Source organism: Micromonospora sp. NPDC047548, assembly GCF_040642975.1.
GTDB lineage: Bacteria > Actinomycetota > Actinomycetes > Mycobacteriales > Micromonosporaceae > Micromonospora.
This window is the reverse complement of record NZ_JBEYTI010000030.1, coordinates 14461-39669: the sequence shown is the minus strand read 5'-3', so window position 1 is coordinate 39669 and position 25209 is coordinate 14461. Positions and strand designations below refer to the sequence as shown.

The 25209-nt window shown below is 74.3% G+C and carries 5 protein-coding genes; 4 read left to right on the top strand and 1 reads right to left on the bottom strand.

Annotated elements, in window-relative coordinates; genetic code table 11:
* Positions 1-307: 307 nt before the first annotated feature.
* Together ABZ807_RS24505 and ABZ807_RS24500 are read left to right on the top strand one after the other, a co-directional pair.
* Positions 308-2431 (top strand): MMPL family transporter, encoded by a 2124-nt coding sequence (locus ABZ807_RS24505; RefSeq protein ID WP_357162332.1) that lies wholly within the window; start codon positions 308-310, stop codon positions 2429-2431.
* A 1108-nt stretch (positions 2432-3539) separates the two neighbouring features.
* Positions 3540-6365: an AAA family ATPase gene (locus ABZ807_RS24500; RefSeq protein ID WP_357162329.1), complete on the top strand. Its 2826-nt coding sequence runs from the start codon at positions 3540-3542 to the stop codon at positions 6363-6365.
* 138 nt (positions 6366-6503) lie between these two features.
* Here ABZ807_RS24500 and ABZ807_RS24495 read toward each other — a convergent pair whose 3' ends face one another.
* Positions 6504-6776 (bottom strand): acyl carrier protein, encoded by a 273-nt coding sequence (locus tag ABZ807_RS24495; protein ID WP_357162326.1) that lies wholly within the window; start codon positions 6774-6776, stop codon positions 6504-6506.
* A gap of 104 nt (positions 6777-6880) precedes the next feature.
* Between ABZ807_RS24495 and ABZ807_RS24490 the strand changes: the two genes are divergently transcribed.
* Both ABZ807_RS24490 and ABZ807_RS24485 read left to right on the top strand, forming a co-directional pair.
* Positions 6881-8419, top strand: a complete 1539-nt coding sequence (locus ABZ807_RS24490) for an AMP-binding protein (protein ID WP_357162323.1) — start codon at positions 6881-6883, stop codon at positions 8417-8419.
* Between the two features lie 76 nt (positions 8420-8495).
* On the top strand, positions 8496-25205 hold the full coding sequence (locus tag ABZ807_RS24485) for a type I polyketide synthase (RefSeq protein WP_357162320.1): 16710 nt from the start codon (positions 8496-8498) through the stop codon (positions 25203-25205).
* Positions 25206-25209: the final 4 nt, after the last annotated feature.

Sequence of the window (25209 nt, the reverse complement as noted above, 5' to 3'; positions counted from 1 at the left end):
GCCCCTAACCGGCTCGCCGGCCACCCCAGGCATGCCGCCATTTCCGCAGGTCAGCGCGGTTGACGGCGGCTCTGCGGAGACTGATCGGACACTCTGCCAAAGAGCTTGACGGTGTTCCGGCGTACTGCATAGCATGTACGCGTGGGGCATACGCAGAAGCGGGTCCCGCGTGGTGGGGCACCTTTGGAAATGGCCGTCAGGCCGATGAGCGACGAGGTCTTGTCCCCGCCCCAGGCGGACGACGTCGGGATCTCCGTGCCCTGAACGATGAAATCGGCATAGACGGGCATAGAAGGGTTTCGGCGCAATGAGCGATTCTGTCGGGCTACTGGCCAAATTGCCGAGTGGTCGGCGTTCCAAGTGGGCGATCCTCGCGTTGTGGATAGTCCTCGCCGTCGTCCTCGGTCCGCTCTTCGGCAAGATCGAGGAGTACGAGGACCGGACTCCCTCCGGCAGCCTCCCCCGCGGCGCCGAGTCGACCGCGGTGATGGAGGAGCTGGACAAGTACCGCTCCGCCTCGGAAGCCGTCCCGGTCGTCGCCGTCTACACCCGGGAGGCCGGGATCCAGGACGCCGACCGGAGCAAGGTGGAGGCCGACCGCACGGCGTTCGCGAAGCTCGCCGACGGCGGCGCGACCATCGCGCCGGCCATTCCGTCCCAGGACGGCAAGGCGCTCATGCTGGTCGTACCGCTCACCCGCGACGACGTCGAGATCGACTTCGCGGTCAAGGACCTGCGGGCCGCCGCCCAGGCCGGCGCCCCGGCCGGGCTGGACGTCGACCTCGGCGGCCCCGGCGGCCTGCTCAACGACTACACCCAGGCGTTCGAGAACCTCGACGTCAACCTGATGATCGCGACCAGCTCGATCGTCATCGTGCTGCTGCTGGTGATCTACCGCAGCCCGTTCCTCTGGTTCTTCCCGCTGCTGGCCGTCGGCTTCGCCAGCGCGCTCACCCAGGGCGTGGCGTACCTGCTCGCCAAGCATGCCGGGCTGCCCGTCAACCCGGCCAGTTCCAGCCTGCTGATGATCCTGTTGTTCGGTGTCGGCACCGACTACGCGCTGCTGCTCATCGCGCGCTACCGCGAGGAGCTGCGCCGGCACGCCGACCGGCATCTGGCCATGGGCATCGCGCTGCGCCGCTCGGGCCCCGCGATCCTCGCCTCCGCCGCGACCGTCGTGGTGGGTCTGGCCTGCCTCGCCCTCGCCGACATGCAGAGCGCCCGCAGCCTCGGCCTGGTCGGCGCCACCGGTGTGCTCTGCGCGTACCTGGCGATGGTCACCATCCTGCCGGCCCTGCTGGTGATCGCCGGCCGGTGGGTGTTCTGGCCGTTCGTGCCAAAGTTCGGCCAGGAGGTCCGGGTCGGGCGCGGCTTCTGGTCCCGGATCGGCACGGGCGTCGGCCGTCATCCCCGGGTGGTCTGGCTCGGCTGCCTGATCGTGATCGGCGGCCTCGCCGTCAGCGCGCTGGACATGAAGATGGGGCTGGCCCAGACCGAGGTGTTCCAGACCAAGCCCCAGTCGGTCGCCGCGCAGGAGAAGCTTGCCCGGCACTTCCCGTCCGGCGCCTCCGACCCGGCCATCCTCGTCGCCGACGCCTCGGCGGCCGCGCCGGTCAAGGCCGCCGCCGCCGGGGTGGACGGCGCGACGGTCGGCCAGGAGTCACCCAGCCCGGACGGCAAGCGGGTCATCGTCGAGGTGGTGCTTCGGGACGCGCCCGACAGCGACGCGGCGAAGGAGACCATCGACGAGATCCGGGACGCCGTGCATGCCGTACCCGGGGCGAACGCGAAGGTCGGCGGCACGACCGCGGAGACCCTGGACATCGACCGGGCCTCCAACCGGGACGCCCGCGTGGTCATCCCGGTGGTACTCGCGGTGATCCTGCTGTTCCTGATCATCCTGCTCCGTGCCCTGGTGGCGCCGCTGGTCCTGCTCGGCACGGTGGTGGCGTCCTACTTCGCCGCCCTGGGCGCGTCGCACCTGCTCTTCAAGCACGTGTTCGGGCACGAGGGGACGGCCTGGCAGTTGCCGCTGGTCAGCTTCGTCTTCCTCGCGGCACTCGGCGTGGACTACAACATCTTCCTGATGACCCGGGTACACGAGGAGGCCGCGCGGCACGGCCACGCCGAGGGCGTACGCCGTGGTCTGTCCACCACCGGCAGTGTCATCACCTCGGCCGGCATCGTGCTGGCGGCGACCTTCGCGGTCTTCGCCTCCATGCCGGTGGTCGACATGATCCAGTTCGGTGTGGTGGTCGCGGTGGGCGTCCTCCTCGACGCCTTCCTGGTGCGGACCCTGCTGGTGCCGGCGCTCTCCTTCGACATCGGCCGGGCGAGCTGGTGGCCCGGGCGGCTCTACCGGGACCTCGGCAAGCCGGCCGCCGTGCCGGTCAGCCCGGGAGTGCCGGGGCCGGTGCGGGCCACCAAGTAACCACCGGGCGGGGCGGGCCCGGGTGGCCCGTCCCTCCCTGGTGGGGTACGGACACCCACGTTCTCGGCGGCGGTCAGCCCGGCGTTGGCCGGGATCGTGACCTGGGGCGAGGTGGCACCGACCCTGAGCAGGACGTGCGCTTCACGTCGCGGCGCGCTCGACGACATCGTCGGGCGCGCCGCTTCATTGCCTCCTCCTGGTGCTGGCCGGGGCGAGGGAGCTGCATCGGCCAACGGGTCCCGGTGGGGGCTCCCCGCGTAGGCCAGGGCCGGGTGATGGCGGCCGGACCGGGTCGGCCGGAGCCACGTGGTGTCGGCGAGTGGGTGGCGGCCGTCGGCCGGGGTCAGTTGGTGGCAGCCTTGGCGGCCGGCCGGCCGGCGGGCCGGATCCCGGTGTGGACCGGGCCGCCGCGGTACGACGTGACGTCTGGGAGCCCAGAAAGCTCTGCCCTGCCCGGATCGGCGGGGTGTGGGCGGGGCCACGTGTCGGGAACCGGCCACGGTGACCGGCGTGCACCGGGGTGACGACGCCGGTCGCGGCCGTCCCGGCGTCGCGTCTCGCGTCGCCGTTCGGTGGTGAGGATGGGTTGGACGGCCAGCGCGGCGAGGTTCGTCAGCCGGGCTGTCGGCGCGTCCCGCGGCGGTCCCGGTAGGTCACGACGAGGTCACATATCCGCCGTCGGGTGACGGCGGGGCGGCGGGCGGGACGGGTGTCTCCTCGGCGCGGTCCGGCAGAAGTGGACCGGACCTGCGCGAATGCTGGGGCCGCGCCGATACCGATCGCCGGAAATGAGCATTAAGTTGCCGAATCAAGTAACCGTTCGTGACGTTCGAAGATCGTTCGCATCGCTCACAGGATTGATTACCGGGTCAAGTGCAGCGACGTGATCATCGCATTAAAAATGGGACACACCGGCGAACTGGACATACTGCAATTCGGCCGGATCGGATCGCTGACAGGCGCCTGACCGGGCCGGCGGGCCGGGTCTGAGCTAAAGGGGAGGGCTAGCATCACCGTCGATCTGCGGATATGATACGCGGCAGCGTGGCTGCCAGTGCTGGAGCGTTTCGACTACTACGCTACTTAGGGGTATGCAAACGTGGCGACCATGGGATATGAGGGGGCCCTGTCGCTGTTGCAAGGGCTCCTTCGCCAATGCGACGGCTCAAGCGGTCGACTGGCGCTCGTCGAGGGGGGGCTGGCCAGCGGTAAAACATATCTGCTCCATCAATTTTCGCGTTACGCGGCGGAGGCGGGGGCGTTACTTCTCACCGGTACGGGATCGCGGGCGGAGCAGTCGATGCCGCTCGGGGTGGTCGATCAGTTGTTCCGCGGCGTCGACCTGGTGGGCGCGCTGCCCGAACGGGTGGCCCGACTCATCGGTTCGGTCGATACGGGCGACCAGGACGGAGGATGGTCGGGCCCGCCGGCGGAGCCGGATGCTCAATCGGGCTGGATGCGCGAGTTCTGCGCGGTGCTGCTGGGCCTGTGCCGGGAGCGCACCGTCGTGATCGTGATCGACGATCTGCAGTTCGCTGATTCCGCCTCACTGCGGCTGTTGTTGTATCTGCAGCGACGGATGGACGCGTCCCGATTGCTGCTCGTCCTGAGCAAGTGGCATCGACGCCGACCTACCCTGCCGCTTTTCTACACGGAACTCACCCGCCAGCCGCACGAGAGCATCAGGCTGTCCGCCCTGACCGTGTCGGACATTGCCGATCTGCTCACCAAGAAATGGGGAAAGGCGGCGCTCGAGTCCGTGGCCCAGGAATACCACGATCTGACAAACGGTAATCCACTGTTGGTCCACGCGCTGCTCGACGACAATGTGCCCGATGCCGGGATCGACGACGGGGCCACGCCCGTCGTCGGCGACGGATATGCCCACGCCGTGCTGGCCGGCCTGCACAGATGGGACGCCCAGCTGCTGGACGTGGCCGCCGCGACCGCGGTCCTGAACGAACGTTCCGATCCGGCCCTGATCGGCCGTCTTCTCGGAATGCGGACGGAAACCGCCGAGGAGATGGTCGGAACACTGACCGAGGCCGGCGTGCTGCGGGACTGCCGCATGCGCCACCGCCTGGGCGGCGCCACCGTGCTGGAGAGCATGATCCCGGCGGACCGGGCCGCCGTCCACGTCCGGGCCGCCGACCTGCTCAATCAGCAGGGCGCACCGGCGGCCGAGGTCGGGCGGCACCTGCTCGACGCCGAGCAGGTGCCCGCCGACTGGGCGGTCGGTGTCCTGCGTACCGCCGCAGACCAGGCGCTGGCCGGGGACGACCCGGACATGGCGGTGCGCTACCTGGAGCTCGCGCTCTCCGGCTGCACCGACCGCAAGGAACGGATCGCCATCATGCACGCGCTCACCGGCGCGCTCTGGCGACGGAACCCCTCCGCCGCGCTGCCGTACCTGCCCTGCCTGCAGGGCGCGGTCCGGGATGGAGAACTGCGCGGGCCGGACGCGGCGGCGGTGATCCGTTACAGCCTGTGGAACGGCGACGAGAGCGCGGCAGCCCAGGCGGCCACGGCGCTCGGCGCGGCCGCCGACCCGGTCGACCCGCAGACGGCGGCCGAGCTGGCGGTCAGCTTCCACTGGTTCCTCGGTACGGCCCGCGGGCGCCTGCCCGAACTCGGGTCCAACGGCAACAGCCACCCGAGGGACCTCTGGGCGGACGCGGCGCAGCGGCTCGCCTCGCTCTGGGGGCGGGGCGGCGGGGAGGCCGCCACCACCAGTGCCGAGCACATCCTGCGCAGCTGCCAGGTCGGTGAGACGCCGCTGGAGGTGGTCGCCGCCGCGGTGCTCGCGGTGCTGCGCGGCAACAAGCCGGAGCTGGCTCGCACCTGGTGCGAGCGGCTCACGCGGCAGGCCGCGGAGCGGGGTGAGGTCACCTGGCAGGCGGTGCTCTCCTCGCTGGCCGGCAGCATCGCCTACCGGCGCGGCGACCTGGTCAACGCGATCCGGCACGCCGAGCAGGCGCTGACCCTGCTGCCAGAGAAGGGCTGGGGAGTCCTCATCGGTCAGCCACGCGCCACCCTGATCGTCGCGCGGACGGCCCGGGGGGAGTACCAGGAGGCGGCGGAGGTGCTCCAGGCGCCGGTGCCCGACTCCATGTTCGGCACCATCTTCAGCCTGCCGTACCTGCGGGCCCGGGGGCAGTACCACCTGGCCACCGACCGGGTGCTCGCCGCCGGGCGGGACTTCCAGCTGTGCGGCCGGCTGATGCGCGACTGGGACGTGGACGTGCCGACGCTGATCCCGTGGCGCAGCGACCTGGCCGAGGTGAACCTCCGGCTGGGCCGCTCCGTCGAGGCCCGGGACCTGGTCACCCAGCAACTGGAACGGGCCCGCGCGGCCGACGTCCGGGTACGGGGCATCTCGCTGCGGGTGCTCGCCGCCGCCAGCGAGCCGGCCCAGCGTCCGACCCTGCTGCGGCAGAGCGTGGAATGTCTCCAGGCGGCCGACGACCGGCTGGAACTGTCCAAGGCGCTGACCGCGTTCAGCGTCGTCCGGCAGCAGCTCGGTGAGTTCGACCGGGCCCGGGTGCTGGCCCGCCGGGCCGCGCAGGTCGCCCAGGCGGGTACGACCGGGCCCGCGCTCCCCGCCGGCGGGGACCGGCCGGTCGAGCCACCCGCGCTGGTCGGGCGCTGGCACGACCGGGAGAAGGAGGAACGGCATGTGCTCAGCGAGGCCGAGCGTCGGGTGGCGAAGCTGGCCGCGTTGGGTCACACGAACCGGGAGATCAGCCAGACGTTGTACATCACCGTCAGCACCGTCGAGCAGCACCTGACGCGGGTCTACCGCAAGCTCGGCATCACCCGGCGCACGGACCTGCCGGCCGAGCACGAGCTGCGCAAGCGGCTGTCCGAGTCCCGTGGCGAGGGCGTCACCGGGCTGCTGCATGCCGGGCAGGACTGGGAGGAACTGGCCGGCTGAGGCGGACCGCATTCGTCCGCAGGTCGCCCAGACCGCCGCCCGAGCAGCCGGCCCGGCGGGCCGCGCAGGTCAGGGGGCGCTAGGGGTTTCCGGGCGTACGGGGCTGCACCAGCATTGCCTCACACGGGCGGCACGGGCTCAGTGGCCGACCCGGGCCTCGGTCACCTGGCCCGTGGCGCCCAACGCGGTGAGGCTCGCCCAGATCGTGCCAGGGGTGGCGAAGTTCTCCAGGCTCAGCAGGTCGTCGACGAACCGGACCTGGTACATCGACTCCAGGTCGGAGATCAGCTCCACCGTGGCCATCGAGTCCAGCCCGAAGTCGCGCAGCGCGGTGTCCTCGGTGAGGGTGTCGGTCGGCGACAGGAAGGCCAGGTATCCCCGCAGGATCCCCTCGAACCGTTCGTCCAGCATGGGTCACTCCGAATCTGTCGGAACCGGTGTCGGCGGTGACCTCGATACAAGTACCTGCCCATGCGGCCGACAACCCCTGTCGCCCCTTACTGTTGGAGCACCGGATGGTAGACGTGGACGGTCCCGCCCTGTCGGCGCGTTTCCTTCGCGGCCTGGCGGCCAACCCCACCGGTACGGCCCTGCGAGTCGGATCCCGCGCCGTGAGCTACGAGGAACTGCACGAGCTGGCGCTGGCCCGGGCCGGGGCCCTGCGCGCCGCCGGGGAGCAGCCGCCGCGGGCCGTCGCGGTGCTCACCGGCAAGAGCGTCGAGGCGTACGCGGGGATCCTGGCCGTGCTGTACGCCGGCGCCACGGTCGTACCGTTGCACGCCGGCTTCCCGGTGTCCCGGACCCGGCGGATGCTGGAGGTCTCCGGCGCGAGCGCCGTGGTGGCCGACGAGGCCGGCCTGGCCACCCTCGGCGAGCTGGCCGGCGCCGGGCTGGAGTTGCCGGTGCTGGCACCCGGCCTGGACGCCGACGCGGTGCCCGGCGCGGCGCGGATCCCGCTGGGGCGCCGGCCCCTCGACGCGCCGCTGCCGGTCGCCGCGTCGCAGGTGGCGTACGTGCTGTTCACCTCCGGCTCCACCGGCCGGCCCAAGGGCGTGCCGATCACCTACGGCATGACCGACCACTACTTCCGCCTGGTCGACCGGCACTACGACTTCACCGCCACGGACGTCTTCTCGCAGACCTTCGACCTGAACTTCGACTGCGCGGCGTTCGACATGTTCTGCGCCTGGGGAGCCGGGGCGGGCGTGCAGCCGGTGCCCGCGCAGGCCTACCGGGACCTGCCCGGCTTCCTCGCCGAACGCGGGGTGACGGTCTGGTTCTCGGCGCCGAGCGCGATCACCCTGATCCGTCGACTGGGTGGCCTGCGCCCCGGCGGAATGCCCGGGCTGCGCTGGAGCCTGTTCGCCGGGGAGGCGCTGCGCGCGGCGGACGTGGCGGACTGGCACGCCGCCGCCGACCGGACCACGGTGGCGAACATCTACGGCCCGACCGAGCTGACCCTCACCATCACCGGCCACCGGTGGTCGCCGCAGACCTCGCCGGGGCTCTGCATCAACGGCCTGGTGCCGATCGGCCAGCTGCACGAGGGACACCACGCCCTGCTGCGCACCCCGGACGGCCAGCTGTCCGACCACGAGGGCGAGCTCTGCGTCACCGGCCCGCAGATGACCCCCGGCTACCTTGATCCCGCCGACGACGAGGGCCGGTTCCTCGACCACGACGGGCGCCGCTGGTACCGGACCGGCGACCGGGTACGCCGGCGGGCCAACGGGGAACTGGTCTACCTCGGCCGGTGGGACGCGCAGGTGCAGGTGAACGGCTGGCGGATCGAGCTGGCCGAGATCGAGCACGCGCTCACCGGCTGCCCGGGCGTACGGGACGCGGTGGCGGTCACCCGGACCGTCGACGGGCTGGTGGAGATCGTCGTCTACTACACCGGCGAGCAGGTCCCCGCCGCCCAGTTGGCCAAACAGCTCGCCGAGATCCTGCCGAAGGGGATGCTGCCCCGCCGGTACACCCACCTCGACGAGTTCCCGCTGAACTCCAACCGGAAGATCGACCGCGGCCGGCTGGCCCGGGCGGCGGCGGACTGATCAGCCGGCCCCGATCGGCACCGGTAGGGGCTGGTAGGGGCTTCGGAAAGGCCCGGCCCGACGTAATTCTGGGCGGGTGGCAGAAGAGGGTACGGAGAACCGGGGAACGCCCACGTCGGCCGCCCGCCTGGCGGGCCTGCCGGGACCGGAGCAGACGCGCGTCCTTGTCGACCTGGTCCGCGCGCACGCGCTGGCCGTGCTGCGGGACATCGGCGCCGACGACGCGCCGGACGCCGTCGACGCCGGCCGGCCGCTGCGCGAGCAGGGCCTGGACTCGCTCGGCCTGGTCCAGCTGCAACGGCAGCTCACCGCCGCCACCGGCCTGACCCTGCCACCCACCGTCGGCTTCGACCACCCGACCGCGACGGCGCTCGCCGACCACCTGCGCACCCTGCTGCTCGGCGAGGGGCCGGACGGGTCCGAGCCGGCCCCCGCCGGCCCGCCGGCCGAGGAGGAGCCGATCGCCGTGGTCGGCATCGGCTGCCGCTACCCGGGCGGGGTGGACTCCCCGGAACGGCTGTGGGCGCTGGTCGCCGACGGCGGCACCGTGGTCACCGGCTTCCCCACCGACCGGGGCTGGGACCTCGACGCGCTCTACCACCCCGACCCGGACCACCCCGGCACCACGTACGTGCGCCACGGCGGCTTCCTCGACGACGCCGCCGGCTTCGACGCCGAGTTCTTCGGCATCAGCCCCCGCGAGGCCAGCGCCATGGAACCGCAGCAGCGGCTGGTGCTGGAGACCGCCTGGGAGGCCCTGGAACACGCCGGCATCGACCCGCAGTCGCTGCGCGGCAGCCGCTCCGGCGTCTTCATCGGCGCCGACCCGCAGGACTACGGCATGCGGCTGCACGAGGCCCCGGACGGCCTCGACGGCTACCTGATGACCGGCAACTCGCCGAGCGTCGTCTCCGGGCGGCTGGCGTACGTGCTGGGCACGGAGGGGCCCACGCTGACCGTCGACACCGCCTGCTCGGGCTCGCTGGTCGCGCTGCACCTGGCCGTCCGCTCGCTGCAACGCGGCGAGTGCACCCTGGCGCTGACCGGCGCGGCGTCGGTCATGGTCAACCCCGGGGCGTTCACCTCGTTCAGCCGGCAGCGCGGGCTCTCCCCGGACGGGGTCTGCCGCCCCTTCGCCGCCGCCGCCGACGGCACCGCCTGGGCCGAGGGCGTCGGCCTCTTCGTCCTCGAACGACTCTCCGACGCCCGCCGCCACGGCCACCCCGTGCTCGGCGTCATCCGGGGCACCGCGATCAACTCCGACGGCGCCAGCAACGGCCTCACCGCCCCGAACGGCCGGGCCCAGCAGCGGGTCATCCGGCAGGCGCTGGCCGACGCCGGGCTCACCCCCGCCGACGTGGACGCGGTGGAGGCGCACGGCACCGCCACCACCCTCGGCGACCCGATCGAGGCGCAGGCGCTGATCGCCACGTACGGGCGGGGGCACCAGGCCGACGCGCCGCTCTGGCTCGGCTCGATCAAGTCCAACCTCGGTCACGCGCAGGCCGCCGCCGGCGCCGCCGGGCTCATCAAGATGCTGATGGCCATGCGGCACGGCACCCTGCCCCGCACCCTCGGCGTGGACGCGCCGACCCCGCACGTCGACTGGTCGGCCGGCACCGTACGGCTGCTCACCGAGGCCCGGCCCTGGCCCGCCGACGGCGCCCCGCGCCGCGCCGGCATCTCCTCCTTCGGAGTCAGCGGCACCAACGCCCACGTCATCGTCGAGGAGCCGCCGGCGGTCGAGCCGGCCCCCGCGACGGACCCCGGGCCGCCCGTCGCCGCGGCGCTGCGCCCGGTCGTCGTGTCGGCCCGGACCGCGCCCGCGCTGCCCGCCCAGGCCGCCCGGCTGCTCGACGCCACCGACCCCGCCGGCACGCCGCCGGACCTGGCCGACCTGGGCTGGTCGCTGGCCACCGGCCGCGCCGCCCTCACCCACCGCGCGGTGCTGCTGGCCCGCGACACCGACGAGGTACGCGCCGGACTGCGCGCCCTCGCCGCCGGCGACCCGGCCCCCGGGCTGGTCCGGGGCACCGCCACCGGCGGCCGGCTGGCCCTGCTCTTCACCGGCCAGGGCAGCCAGCGCGTCGGCACCGGCCGCCGGCTGCACGCCGCGTACCCGGTCTTCGCCGACGCCCTGGAGGAAGCGATCGGTCACCTCGACCTGCAACTGGAACACTCGCTGTGGGACGTGCTCTTCGCCGCCGAGGGCACCGCCGAAGCGGCGCTGCTCGACCAGACCGGGTACGCCCAGCCGGCGCTCTTCGCCGTCGAGACCGCGCTCTACCGGCTGGTCGAGTCGTGGGGCCTGCGGCCGGACTTCGTCGCCGGCCACTCCATCGGCGAGCTGGCCGCCGCCCACGCGGCCGGGGTCTTCTCGCTGCCCGACGCCGCCATGCTGGTCGCCGCCCGGGGTCGGCTCATGCAGGAGCTGGAGTCGGCGGGCGCGATGGTGGCGGTGGCCGCTGCCGAGGACGAGGTCCGCGAGCTGCTCGTCGACGGGGTGGACCTGGCCGCCGTCAACGGCCCGGCCGCCGTGGTGATCTCCGGCGTCGAGGACGAGACGCTGCGGATCGCCGCCGAGCTCGCCGGCCGGGGCCGGCGCACCAAGCGGCTGCGGGTCAGCCACGCCTTCCACTCGCCGCTGATGGAGCCGATGCTCGACAAGTTCCGCCGGGTCGCCGAGCTGGTCGCGTACGAGCAGCCGCGCGTCCCGGTGGTCTCCAACGTCACCGGTGGGCTCGCCACCGCCGAGCTCTGCACCCCCGACTACTGGGTGCAGCACGTCCGCCGGCCGGTCCGCTTCGCCGACGGGATCGCCTTCCTCGACGCGGCCGGCGTCGACACGTACCTCGAACTCGGGCCCGACCCGGTGCTCAGCGCGATGGCGCAGGAGTGCGTCGCGCCCGACGGCGAACGCGCCTTCGTCGCCGCCCTGCGCCGCGACCACGACGAGGAGCGGGAGGTGCTGGCCGCGGTCGCGGCGGCGCACGTGCGGGGCGCCCGGGTGGACTGGGCGGCCTGCTACGCCGGCAGCGGCGCCCACCGCGCCGAGCTGCCCACGTACGCCTTCCAGCACCGGCACTACTGGCTGACCTCTCCGCCCGCCACCGGCGACGCCTCCGGAATCGGTCAGCTCGCCGCCGACCACCCGCTGCTCGGCGCGCTGCTGCACCTGGCCACCGAGGACGGCACGGTGCTCACCGGCCGGCTGTCCCGCCGCTCCCACCCGTGGCTCGCCGATCACGTCATCGGCGGCGTCAACCTGGTGCCCGGCACCGCCCTCGTCGAGCTGGCCGCCTACGCCGGCGACCAGGTCGGCTGCGCGCTGGTCGAGGAGCTGACCCTGGAGGCGCCACTGGTCCTGCCGGAGGACACGGCCGTCGTGCTCCAGGTCGTGGTCACCCCGCCGGACGCCGGCGGGCGGCGGACGGTGGAGTTCCACTCCCGCCGGGAGGACACCCCGGCCGGCGGCGACTGGACCCGGCACGCCAGCGGGGTGCTCGCCCCGACCGGCGCCGCCCCGGCCCGCGACGACGACCTGACCCGGTGGCCGCCGCGCGACGCCGAGGCCGTCGACGTCACCGACTTCTACCCGGGCCTGGCCGAGCAGGGCTACGGCTACGGGCCGACCTTCCACGGGCTGCGCGCGGTCTGGCGGCGGACCGGCGAGGTGTTCGCCGAGGTGGCGCTGCCGGAGTCCACCACCGACGGTGGCGCGTACGGGCTGCACCCGGCGCTGCTCGACGCCGCGCTGCACGCGCTGGACCTGGCGCTGCCGCAGCCCGCCGACGGAGTGACCCTGCCGTTCACCTGGTACGACCTCACCCTGCACGCCTCCGGCGCCACCGCCGTGCGGGTGCGGCTCACCGCGACCGGGCCGGACACCGTCCGGGTCGCGCTGGCCGACGGCTCCGGCGCGCCGGTCGCCACCGTCGGGTCGCTGCTGGTGCGCACCGTCGACGCCGAACAGCTCGGCGCCGGCACCGGTGGCGGGGACCTGCTGCACATCGAGTGGACCGAGCAGCCCCCGCCCGTGCCGGCCGAGGTCTCCGTGGCCGTCCTCGGCCCGGACCCGTTCGGGTTGGCCGGCGCGCTCGGCGTGCCGGCGCTGGCCGGCCCCGAGGCCGCCGATACCGTGCCGGACCTGCTCGTCGCGACGTTCGACGCCGTCGACGGCGAGCCCCTGGCCGGCGTACGGGCCGCCGCGCACCGGGCGCTGCGGCTGGTCCAGGACGTTCTCGCCGACGACCGGCTCGCCGACACCCGGCTGGTCGTGGTGACCCAGCACGCCGTACGGGCGCTGCCGGCGGACCGGATCGCGCTGACCACCGCACCGCTGTGGGGCCTGCTGCGGGCGGCGCAGGCCGAGAATCCGGGCCGGCTGCTCCTGCTCGACCTCGACCCGGCGACCCCGGCGATCGCGCTGCTCGGCGCGGCCACAACCGGTGAGCCGGAGGTGGCGCTGCGGGACGGCCGGCTGTTCGCCCCCCGCCTGGTGCCCGCCCGCCGCCCCCGCCCCGGCGCCCCCGACACCTGGGACGGCACCGTCCTGGTCACCGGCGGCACCGGTGGACTCGGCGCGGTGCTGGCCCGGCACCTGGTCACCACCCACGGGGTACGGCACCTGCTGTTGGCCAGCCGGCGCGGACCGGACGCCCCCGGCGCCACCGAGCTGCGGGACGAGCTGACCGGGCTCGGTGCCCAGGTCACCCTCGCCGGCTGTGACGTCGCCGACCGGGACGCCCTCGCCGCGCTGCTCGCCACGGTCCCCGCCGACCGGCCGCTCACCGGCGTGGTGCACGCCGCCGGCATCGTCGACGACGGCACGTTCGCCGGCCTCACCCCGCAGCGGGTGGACGCGGTGCTGCGCCCCAAGGCCGACGCCGCCTGGCACCTGCATGAGCTGACCCGGGACGTCGAGCTGCGGGCGTTCGTGCTCTACTCCTCGGCCGCCGGCTTCCTCGACGGCTCCGGGCAGGCCAACTACGCCGCGGCCAACACCTTCCTGGACGCCCTCGCCGAGCATCGCCGCGCCGCCGGGCTGCCCGCCACCAGTCTCGGCTGGGGGCTCTGGCCCCGCGACATCGGCATGGGCGCCGGCGTCGACGACGTCGCCGCCCACCGGGTGAGCCGCCTCGGCCTGCGGGAACTCACCGCCGCGCAGAACCTCGCCCTCTTCGACGCCGCGCTCAGCGTGGACGAGGCGTTCCTCGCGCCGCTGCGCTTCGACCTGGCGGACCTGCAGCAGCGGGCCGCCGAACTGCCGCCGCTGCTGCGCCGGCTGGTCCGCGCGCCCCGGCGGCCCGCCGCCCGGGCCGGCGCCGGGGCCGTCCCGGTCGAGCTCTCCCTGGCCCGCCAGATCGCCGAACTCGCCGAGGCCGAGCGCACGGCGGTCCTGCTCGACCTGGTCCGTACCCAGGTGGCCGCCGTGCTCGGGCACACCACCGCGGACGCGATCGAGCCTCGGCAGGCGTTCAACGAGATCGGCTTCGACTCGCTGGCCGCGGTGGAACTGCGCAACCGGCTCAACGCGGCGACCGGGCTGCGGCTGACCGCCACCCTCGTCTTCGACTATCCGAACCCCCGGGCGCTGGCCGGGCACCTGGTCGAGAAGTTGCTCGACCTGCGCCCGGCGGCCGAGCCGGTCCGGACCGTGGTCAGCGCCGTCCCGGACGAGCCGATCGCCATCGTCGCGATGAGCTGCCGCTACCCGGGCGGGGTCGCCTCGCCGGAGGAGCTGTGGCGGCTGGTCGCCGACGGGGTGGACGCCATCGGCGACTTCCCCGCCGACCGGGGTTGGCACGTCGACGAGCTGTACGACCCGGAGCCGGGTCGGTCCGGGCGTACCTCCACCAGGGAGGGCGGCTTCCTCTACGACGCGGCCCTGTTCGACCCGGACTTCTTCGGGATCAGCCCCCGCGAGGCCAGCGCCATGGACCCGCAGCAGCGGCTGATGCTGGAGGCGTCCTGGGAGGCGTTCGAGCGGGCGGGCATCGACCCGCACTCGGTGGCCGGCTCGCGTACCGGGGTGTTCGCCGGGGTGATGTACCACGACTGGGCGACCCGGCCCGGCGAGATGCCGGAGGAGGCGCTGGGCTACCTGGGCAACGGGGGCCACACCAGCGTGGTCTCCGGGCGGGTCGCGTACGTGCTCGGCCTGGAGGGGCCGGCGGTGACCGTGGACACCGCCTGCTCGTCGTCCCTCGTCGCGCTGCACTGGGCGATCCAGGCGCTGCGCACCGGGGAGTGCGAACTCGCCCTGGCCGGCGGCGTGACCGTGATGTCCACCCCGGACACCTTCATCGACATGAACCGGCAGGGCGGTCTCTCCTCCGACGGGCGGTGCCGGTCGTTCGCCGCGTCGGCGGACGGCACCGGCTGGGGCGAGGGAGTCGGCGTCCTGCTGGTGGAGCGGCTCTCGGACGCCCGCCGCAACGGCCACCCGGTCCTCGCGGTGGTGCGCGGTTCGGCGGTGAACTCCGACGGCGCGTCCAACGGCATGACCGCGCCGAACGGCCCGTCGCAGCAGCGGGTGATCCGGGCGGCTCTCGCGTCGGCGGGGGTCCCCGCGGCCGAGGTGGACGTGGTGGAGGCGCACGGTACGGGTACGACGTTGGGTGATCCGATCGAGGCGCAGGCGTTGCTGGCCACGTACGGGCAGGACCGGCCGGTGGACCGTCCGCTGTGGCTGGGGTCGATCAAGTCGAACCTGGGGCACACCCAGGCCGCCGCCGGTGTCGCCGGGATCATCAAGGTGGTCCACGCGATGCGCAACGGCGTCCTGCCGCCCACCCTGCACGTGGACGCGCCGTCCCCGCAGGTCGACTGGTCCGCCGGCGCGGTGGAGCTGCTGACGCAGGCGCGGGAGTGGCCGGTGAACGGGCACCCGCGCCGGGCCGGGGTGTCGTCGTTCGGGATCAGCGGCACCAATGCGCACGTCATCATCGAACAGGCCCCGGACGACGCCCCGCCGGTGACGCCCCCGGCGCCGGCCCGGCCCGGTGGCCTACCGGCGGTGGTGCCGTGGCTTCTCTCCGCCAGGTCCGAGACGGCGGTCCGGGCCCTGGCCGGTCGGCTGGCGGAGTCCGCGTGGTCAATGGACCCGGCGGACGCGGCGCCGGCGGCGCGGACCCTGGCGACCGGTCGGGCGCTCTTCGACCACCGGGCGGTGGTGCTCGGCGCGGACCCTGCCGAGCTGTCGCCGGCCCTCGCCGCGCTCGCCGCCGGCACGTCCGACCCGGCGGTGGTGTCCGGCGTGGCCCGTGGCGGTCGGCTGGCGGTGTTGTTCACCGGTCAGGGTGCGCAGCGTCTGGGTATGGGTCGTGAGTTGTACGGGGTGTTTCCGGTGTTCGCCGCTGCGTTTGACGCGGTGGTGGCGGAGTTGGATCAGTACCTGGATCGGCCGTTGTGTTCGGTGGTCTGGGGTGAGGACGAGGACCTGATTCGCCGGACGGGGTATGCGCAGGCGGGGTTGTTTGCGGTTGAGGTGGCCTTGTTCCGGCTGATGGAGTCGTGGGGTGTGCGGCCGGATTTTGTGGCGGGGCATTCGATTGGTGAGTTGGTTGCCGCGCATGTGGCGGGGGTGTGGTCGCTGGCGGATGCGGCGCGGTTGGTGGTGGCGCGTGGTCGGTTGATGCAGGGCCTGCCGGGTGGTGGGGCGATGGTGGCGGTGCAGGCGTCGGAGGAGGAGGTGCGGGGGGTCCTGGCGGGGCGGGGTGTGGTGGTCGGGTCCTTTGGAGCTGATGTCGTAAACGATTCAGCCTCTGACGTGGCGGTGCCGGCCGGTGGTGACCTGTCGGCGGCCTCGGGCACCAACGCCAACCGCAACGGCAACGGCAACCGCAACGGCAACCGTAACGGCAACCGCAACCGTAACGGCAACGGCGACGGCCACAACGGCCTCAGGGTCAATGGCGGCAGCGACGCCGACAGCGCTGGGGTGGACATCGCCGCTGTCAACGGTCCCCGATCGGTGGTTGTTTCCGGTCCGGAAGCCGCCGTGATGAGCCTGGCCGAGCAGTTCACCAACCTGGGCCGTAAGACGACCCGGCTGCTGGTGAGTCACGCGTTCCACAGCGGGTTGATGGACCCGATGCTCGACGACTTCCGCGCCGTCGCCGCGAGCCTCACCTACACCGAGCCGCAGCTACCGCTCGTGTCCAACCTGACCGGCGCCCTCGCGATCGCCGACGACCTGACGGACCCGGACTACTGGGTGCGGCATGTCCGTGAGGCGGTCCGTTTCGCCGACGGCATCACCGCCCTGCACCAGGCGGGCGCGACCACGTTCCTGGAACTCGGCCCCGACGCCGCCCTCACCCCGATGATCGAGGGCATCCTCACCGACGTCACGATCATCCCCAGCCTGCGGCGAAACCATGACGAACACCGACAGGCGCTCACCGCCCTGGCCAGGTTGCACGTCACCGGCACCACCGTCGACTGGACGACACTGCTCCCACAGACCACCCGCACCATCGACCTGCCCACCTACCCCTTCCAGCGCGAGCGCTACTGGCTGAACCCGCTGCCGCCCGCCGGCGACGTCGGCTCGGTCGGGCTCGACCCGGTCGGGCACCCGCTGCTCGGCGCCGCCGTACCGGCCGCCGACACCGACCGGGTGGTGCTCACCGGGCGGCTCGCCGTCGACCGGCAGCCCTGGCTCGCCGACCACGAGATCCTCGGGGCGGTGCTGCTACCCGGCACCGGCTTCGTCGAACTCGCCGTCCGGGCCGGTGACCACGTCGGCTGCGGCCGGGTCGAGGAACTGACCCACCGGGCCCCGATGATCCTGCCCAGCCGGGGCGCGGTGGCCGTACAGGTGGTGGTGGGGTCGCCCGACGACAGCGGCGTACGCCAGCTCGGCATCCACTCCCGACCCGAGGGCGGGGACGGAGCGTGGACCCTGCACGCCACCGGCGCGGTCGCGCCGACCGCCGTCCCGGCCACCTGGGACCTCACGCAGTGGCCGCCGGCGGGTGCCACCCCGCTGCCGGTGGAGAGCTTCTACCCGGGGCTGCGCGCCCGCGGGTACGGCTACGGGCCGACGTTCCAGGGCCTGCGGGCCGCCTGGCGGCGCGGCGAGGACATCTTCGCCGAGGTCGAGCTCCCCGAAGGCGAGGACGCCGAGCGGTACGGCCTGCACCCGGCCCTGCTGGACGCCGCCATGCACGCCGACCAGCTCGGCGAGGACGGGCCGCTGGACGGCGAGACGCTGCTGCCGTTCTCCTGGTCCGGGGTCACCCTGCACGCCGCCGGGGCCCGCGCGCTGCGCGTACACCTGGAACGGCTGCGCGGCGACGAGGAGTGCCGGATCCGGGTGGCCGACCCCGACGGACGCCCGGTCGCCACCGTCGAGTCGCTGCTGGTGCGACCGGTCTCCGCCGGGCAGCTGGCCGCCGCCCGGGACGACCGGGCCGGTGCGCTGCTGCGCCTGGCCTGGACCCCGGAGCCGGTCCCGCCGGCGACCAGCAGGGCCGTCGTGCTCGGCGACCTGCCGGGGACCGGACTGCCCACGTACCCGGATCTGGCCGCGCTCGGTGCGGCGCTCGATGCGGGAGAGACCGGCACCCCGGACCTGGTGCTGCTCGCCGCCGCGCTGCCCGGGGGCGACCCGGCCGAGGCGGCCCGCGCCGCCACCCGCAACACGCTGCGGACCGTGCGGTCCTGGCTGGCCGACGGCCGGCTCGACGGGGCCCGCCTCACCGTCGTCACCCGGCAGGCGGTCGCCACCTCGACCGGCGAGGACGTCGACCTGACCCAGGCCCCGATCTGGGGGCTGCTGCGGGCGGCAACCGGCGAACAGCCGGGCCGGTTCGGGCTGCTCGACACCGACGGCGCCGCCGACTCCGCGCGGCTGCTCGCCGCGGTCGCCACCGCCGAACCCGAGGCGGCGGTCCGCGCCGGCCAGGTCAGCGTGCCGCGACTGACCCGGCTGCGCCCCACCGGCGGCGCACCGGCCTGGAAGCCGGACGGCACGGTGCTGATCACCGGCGGCACCGGCGGGCTCGGCGCGCTGATCGCCCGGCACCTGGTGTCCACCCACGGGGTACGCCGGCTCGTGCTCACCAGCCGGCGCGGCCCGGACGCCCCCGGCGCGGCGGCGCTGCGCGACGAAATTCGCGCGCTCGGCGCGGCGGAGGTCACCGTCGTCGCCTGCGACGTCACCGACCGCGCCGCCGTCGCCGCCGTGCTCGCCGTCGTCCCCACCGACCATCCGCTCACCGCCGTGGTGCACGCCGCCGGCGTACCCGGCGCCGGCCTGGTCGCCGACCTCGACCCCGACGGGCTCGACCCGGTGCTGGCCCCCAAGGTGGACGGCGCCTGGCATCTGCACGAGCTGACCCGGGACCTGCCGCTCGACGCGTTCGTGCTGCTCTCCTCCGCCGGGGGACTGGTGCTCGCTGCCGGGCAGGGGCACTACGCCGCCGCGAACGTCTTCCTGGACGCCCTCGCCGCCCACCGGGCCGCCGCCGGCCTGCCCGCCACCGCGGTGGCCTTCGGCCTCTGGGACCTGGGCGACTCCTCGGCCGACGACGTTGCCCTGGTGCGGCGGCTCGGCCTGCCGGCGCTCGGCGTCGACGACGGGCTCGCGCTGCTGGACGCCGCGGTGGCGACCGCCGAGCCGCTGGTCGTGCCGCTGCACGTTGACCCGGCCGCCGTCCGCGCCCGGGGCGAGGTGCCGACCCTGCTCCGCGGGCTGGTCACCGCACCCGCCCGGCGCGCCGCCGCCGGTACGACCAGCGGCGTCGCCGCCACCGGGCTGGCCCAGCGGCTCGCCGGCGTCACCGAGGCGGAACGGCACCGGGTCCTCGTCGACCTGGTCCGCGCCCGGGTGGCGGCGGTCCTCGGCCACTCCGGCGTCGACGCGGTCGCCCCCGACCGGGCGTTCAAGGACCTCGGCTTCGACTCCCTCGCCGCCGTCGAGCTGCGCAACGCCCTCAACGAGGTGACCGGCCTGCGGCTGCCCGCCACCCTGGTCTTCGACCACCCGACCGCCGAGGCCGCCGCGCGCTTCCTCGCCGACCGGCTGGTCGGCGCCGCCCCCGCCGCCGGCCCCGCCCCGACCAGCCCGACCGCGCCCCCGCCGGACGACGACCCGATCGCCATCGTCGCCATCCACTGCCGCTATCCGGGCGAGGTGCGCTCCGCCGACGACCTGTGGCGACTGCTGGTCGAGGAGCGCGACGCGATCTCCGAGTTCCCGGTCGACCGGGGCTGGGACGTCGACGCCGTCTACGACCCGGAGCCCGGCGCGGCCGGGAAGACGTACGTCAGGACCGGCGGTTTCATGCACGACGCGGCCGAGTTCGACCCGGAGTTCTTCGGCATCATGCCGCGCGAGGCGCTCGCCATGGACCCGCAGCAGCGGCTGCTGCTCCAGGGCGCCTGGGAGGCGTTCGAGCGGGCCGGCATCGACCCCGCCGCCGCGCGGGGCAGCCGCACCGGGGTCTACGTCGGCGTCATGTACACCGAGTACGGCAGCCGGGTGCAGCAGCACGTGCCCGAGGAGATCGCGGCGTACCTGAGCGGCGGCAGCGGCGCCAGCATCGCCTCCGGGCGGGTGGCGTACGCGCTGGGACTGGAGGGGCCGGCGGTCACCATCGACACGGCCTGCTCATCCTCGCTGGTCGCGCTGCACATCGCCTGCCAGGCGCTGCGCCAGGGCGAGGTGGACATGGCGCTGGCCGGCGGCGTGACCGTGCTGCCCACCCCGGACGTCTTCGTCGACTTCAGCCGGCAGCGGGGCCTCGCCCCGGACGGCCGGTGCAAGGCGTACGCGAACGGGGCCGACGGCACCGGCTGGTCCGAGGGGATCGGGCTGCTGCTGGTGGAACGGCTCTCCGACGCCCGGCGCAAGGGGCACCCCGTGCTCGCCGTGGTGCGCGGCTCGGCGATCAACCAGGACGGCGCGTCCAACGGGCTGACCGCCCCTAACGGCCCCTCCCAGCAGCGGGTCATCGAGGCGGCCCTCGCCGCCGCCGCGCTGGCCCCGACCGACGTGGACCTGGTCGAGGGGCACGGCACCGGCACCGCGCTCGGCGACCCGATCGAGGCGCAGGCGCTGCTGGCCACGTACGGCCGGGACCGGGACCGTCCACTGTGGCTCGGCTCGGTCAAGTCGAACCTGGGGCACACCCAGGCCGCTGCCGGAGTGGCCGGGGTGATCAAGGCGGTGCAGGCGATGCGGCACGGGCTGATGCCCGCGACACTGCACGTCGACGCCCCCTCCGACGAGGTCGACTGGTCCTCCGGCGCGGTGGAGTTGCTGACCCGGCCACAGGAGTGGCCGGCGCAGGAACGGCCGCGCCGGGCGGCGGTCTCCTCGTTCGGGCTCAGCGGCACCAACGCTCACATGATCATCGAGGAGGCGCCGGCGGATCTCACCGCTCCGGACCGGCCGGCCGAACCGTCGGCCGGCGGCGTCGGCGTCGGCGTCGGCGCGACCGTGCCGGCGCTGCCGTGGGTGCTGTCCGGCCGTACCGACCGGGCGTTGCGGGTGCAGGCGGAGCGGCTGGCGGCGCACCTTGACGACCGGGACGACCTGGCCGACCGGGACGTCGCGTGGTCCCTGGCCACCGGCCGGGCGGCCCTGGAGCACCGGGCCGTGGTGCTCGGCGCGGACCGGGACGAGCTGGCCGCCGGGCTGACCGCCCTGGCCACCGGCGCCAGCGCCCCCGGCCTGGTCACCGCGGTGGCCCGGCCGGGTGGCCGGCTGGCGGTGTTGTTCACCGGTCAGGGTGCGCAGCGTCTGGGTATGGGTCGTGAGTTGTACGGGGTGTTTCCGGTGTTCGCCGCTGCCTTTGATGCGGTGGTGGCGGAGTTGGATCAGCATCTGGATCGTGCGTTGTGTTCGGTGATCTGGGGTGAGGACGAGGAGCTGATTCGCCGCACCGGGTATGCGCAGGCGGGTCTGTTCGCGGTTGAGGTGGCCCTGTTCCGGTTGGTGGAGTCGTGGGGTGTGCGGCCGGATTTTGTGGCGGGGCACTCCATCGGTGAGTTGGTTGCCGCTCATGTTGCCGGGGTGTGGTCGCTGGCGGATGCGGCGAAGCTGGTCGCGGCTCGTGGTCGGTTGATGCAGGGCCTGCCGGCTGGTGGGGCGATGGTGGCGGTTCAGGCGTCGGAGGAGGAGGTGCGGGCGGTCCTGTCGGGGCAGGGTGTGGTGGTCGGGTCCTTTGGAGCTGATGTCGTCAACGATTCAGCCTCCGACATGGCGGCGTCGGCCGGTGGTGACAAGGTGGCGGCCTCGCGCAACGGCGGTGGCGCCGGCAGCAGCGACGCCTTCGGTGGTGGGGTGGACATTGCCGCGGTCAACGGTCCCCGGTCGGTGGTTGTCTCCGGCCCCGAGGCCGCCGTGCTGAGTTTGGCCGAGCAGTTCACCGCTCTGGGTCGTAAGACGACTCGGCTGCGGGTGAGTCACGCGTTCCACAGCGGTTTGATGGATCCGATGCTCGACGACTTCCGGGCCGTCGCCGCGAGCCTGGCCTACGCCGAGCCGCAGCTCCCGGTGGTGTCGAACCTGACCGGTGCGCTCGCCGCGAGCGAGTTGACCGACCCTGAGTACTGGGTGCGGCACGTCCGCGAGGCGGTCCGTTTCGCCGACGGGATCACCGCCCTGCATCAGGCGGGGGCGACCAGGTTCCTGGAACTCGGTCCCGACGCCGCGCTCACCCCGATGATCGAAGGCATCCTCACCGACACCGTCGTCGCGCCGGCCCAGCGTCGGGACCGGCCCGAGGTGGCGCAGCTGCTCGACGCCCTGGCCCGGCTGCACGTGACCGGCACCCCGGTCCGGTGGCCGGTGATCCTCGGCGGCGGCAGCCGCGTCGACCTGCCGACGTACCCGTTCGAGAAGCGGCACCTGTGGTTGAACGCCCCGAAGACCCGGGCCGCGGACGCCGCCGGACACGGCCAGCGCGACGCCGAGCACCCGCTGCTCAGCGCCGTCATGGTGGCGCCGCAGGGCGGCGGGGTCGTCCTCACCGGCCGGCTCGCCCTCGACACCCACGCCTGGCTGGCCGACCACAACGTGATGGGCATGGGGCTGCTGCCCGGCACCGGCTTCGTCGAGCTGGCCCTGCGGGCCGCCGAGGAGGTCGGCTGCGACGTGGTCGAGGAACTGATCATCGAGCAGCTGATGCCGCTGCCCGACCACGGCGGCGCGGCCGTCCAGGTCGTGGTGGGGGAGCCGGACGCCGGGAACCGGCGGACCATCGCCATCTGGTCCCGGTTCGACAACGCGCCGCCGGAGGTGGGCTGGACCCGGCACGTCACCGGCTGGCTGGCCACCGAGAACGCGCCGCCGGTCACCCCGGAGGAGTTCGACGTCGGCGTCGGCCAGTGGCCGCCGGCCGGCGCCCAGCCGGTCGACATCAGCGGCGTCTACGACTACCTCACCGCGCAGGGCTACCACTTCGGCCCGATGTTCCGCGGGCTGCGCGCCGTCTGGCTGCGCGGCCGGGACCTCTTCGTCGAGGTGGCGCTCCCCGACGAGGCCCGGCAGGACGCCGCCGCGTACCGGCTGCACCCGTCGCTGCTCGACGCCGCGCTCAGCGCCACCGACTTCCTCGGCGGACGCAAGCCGCAGGACATCGGCGCCGGCCAGCTGCCGTTCTCCTGGACCGGGGTACGGCTGCACTCCGGTGGCCGCAGCCGCCTGCGGGTCCGGATCAACTGGACCAACTCCGACGAGACCGCCGGATCTGAGGCGGTCCGTCTCGACCTGGCCGACACCGCCGGCACCCCGGTCGCCACCGTCGAGTCGCTGGTCGTCCGGCCGGTCACCGCGGACCGGCTGGTGGCCGCCGGAGCGGCGATGACCGGCACCCGCCACCTCGACTCGGTGTTCCGGGTCGACTGGCCCCAGCTGCCGCTCGGCGAGGCCGCCGAGGCCGTACCCGGGCGGTGGGCCGTGCTCGGCGACGAGGTCGACCTCGGCCGCGCGGACGTGCCGGCGTACCCGGACCTCGCGGCCCTGGCCGCGGCGGCCGCGACGGGCGGCGTACCCGAGGTGGTGTTCCTGCCGGTGGAGCCGGCGGACGGCGAGGTGCCCGAGGCGGTCCGCGACGGCCTGGCCACGGTGCTGGAGACCACCCGGGCCTGGCTCGCCGACGAGCGGTTCGCCGCCACCCGGCTGGTGGTGCTGACCTGGTTCGCGGCGGACGACGACAGCGGGCACCTCGACCTGACCGTCGCCCCGGTCTGGGGCCTGCTGCGCGCCGCCCAGGCCGAGAACCCGGACCGGCTGATGCTGGTCGACCTCGACTCCGACGAGGCCAGCCTGCGGATGCTGCCGGCCGTGGTCACCCTGCCCGAGCCGGAGGTCGCCGTGCGCGGCAACCAGGTGAAAGTGCCCCGGCTGGCCCCCGTCCCGGTGCCCACCGGGCTGCCCCAGTCGCCCTGGCGGCCCGACGGCACGGTGCTGGTCACCGGCGGCACCACCGGGCTCGGCGCGCTGGTCGCCCGGCACCTGGTCGGCACGCACGGCGTGCGGCAGCTGGCCCTGGTCAGCCGGCGCGGCCCGGACACCCCGGGCGCGGCGCAGCTGCGCGACGAGCTGACCGCGCTCGGCGCCGAGGTGACCGTGGCCGCCTGCGACGTCACCGACCCGAAGGCCCTCGCGGCGCTGGTCGACGGGCTGCCGCAGCCGCTGACCGCCGTGGTGCACGCCGCCGCCGTGCTCGACGACGCACTGTTCACCTCGCTCACGCCCGACCGGCTCGACGCGGTGCTCCGGCCCAAGGTGGACGCCGCCTGGGCGCTGCACGAGCTGACCGAGGAGCGGGAGCTGACCGCGTTCGTCCTGTTCTCCTCGGTGGCCGGCCTGCTCGACCCCGCCGGCCAGGGCAACTACGCGGCGGCGAACAGCTTCCTCGACGCGCTCGCCCGGCATCGCCGGTCGACGGGGCTGCCCGCCACCTCGCTGGTCTGGAACCTCTGGGGAGAGGGCGCCGGCCTGGCCGGCGGCACCGACCCCGCGGTCACCCGCCGGCTCGCCGCGATGGGCATGCCGGTGCTGTCGCCCGCCGACGGGCTCGCCCTGTTCGACCAGGCGATGCGGGCCGACGAGGCGGTGCTGGTGCCGCTGCGCCCCGACCCGGCCGGCACCGGGATTCCGGCCAAGCTGCGCGACGTCACCCGCGCCGCCGCCGGCCGCCGGCCCGCCCCGGCGGCGAGCCCGGCCACGACCGCCGAGGCGGCGCCCGCCCCGGCGGACGAGGGCAGCCTCGTCCAGCGTCTCGCCGCGCTGCCCGAGGAGGGCCGCCAGCGGATGCTGCTGGACCTGGTCCGCGGCCACGTCGCCGCCGTCCGGCACGCCGAACCGGGGGAGATCGACGTCAACCGGGGCTTCACCGAGCTCGGCCTGGACTCGCTGGCCGCGATCGAGCTGCGCAACCGGCTCAGCGCGGCGACCGGGCTGCGGCTCGCCGCCACGCTGATGTTCGACCACCCGACCCCGGTCGAGGTCGCCCGGTTGCTCCGCGAGGAACTCGCCGAGGAGCTGCCCGTCGGGCCGTCGGCCGACGCCCCCGCGGGGCCGGCCGTGACCGAGGCGCCGGACGAGGCCGACGTACGCCGCCGGCTGGCCACCATCGGGCTGGACGCGCTGCGCGAGGCGGGCCTGCTCGACGCCCTGCTGCGGCTCACCGAGCCGGGCGTCGAACCCCCGCCCGCCGCAGCGCCCGCCGCCGCCGACCGCAGCGAGGAGATCCGGAACATGGCCGTGGACGACCTGGTCCGTGCGGCCCTCGGCGGCGCCGACCCGAACGGGACGCACCGGTGAGCGG

Bases quoted from the DNA above. Each gene is read 5' to 3' on its own strand.
- ABZ807_RS24505 (WP_357162332.1), top strand. From the start codon at position 308: ATGAGCGATTCTGTCGGGCTACTGGCCAAATTGCCGAGTGGTCGGCGT.
- ABZ807_RS24495 (WP_357162326.1), bottom strand. From the start codon at position 6,776: ATGCTGGACGAACGGTTCGAGGGGATCCTGCGGGGATACCTGGCCTTC.
- ABZ807_RS24500 (WP_357162329.1), top strand. From the start codon at position 3,540: ATGGGATATGAGGGGGCCCTGTCGCTGTTGCAAGGGCTCCTTCGCCAA.
- ABZ807_RS24490 (WP_357162323.1), top strand. From the start codon at position 6,881: ATGGTAGACGTGGACGGTCCCGCCCTGTCGGCGCGTTTCCTTCGCGGC.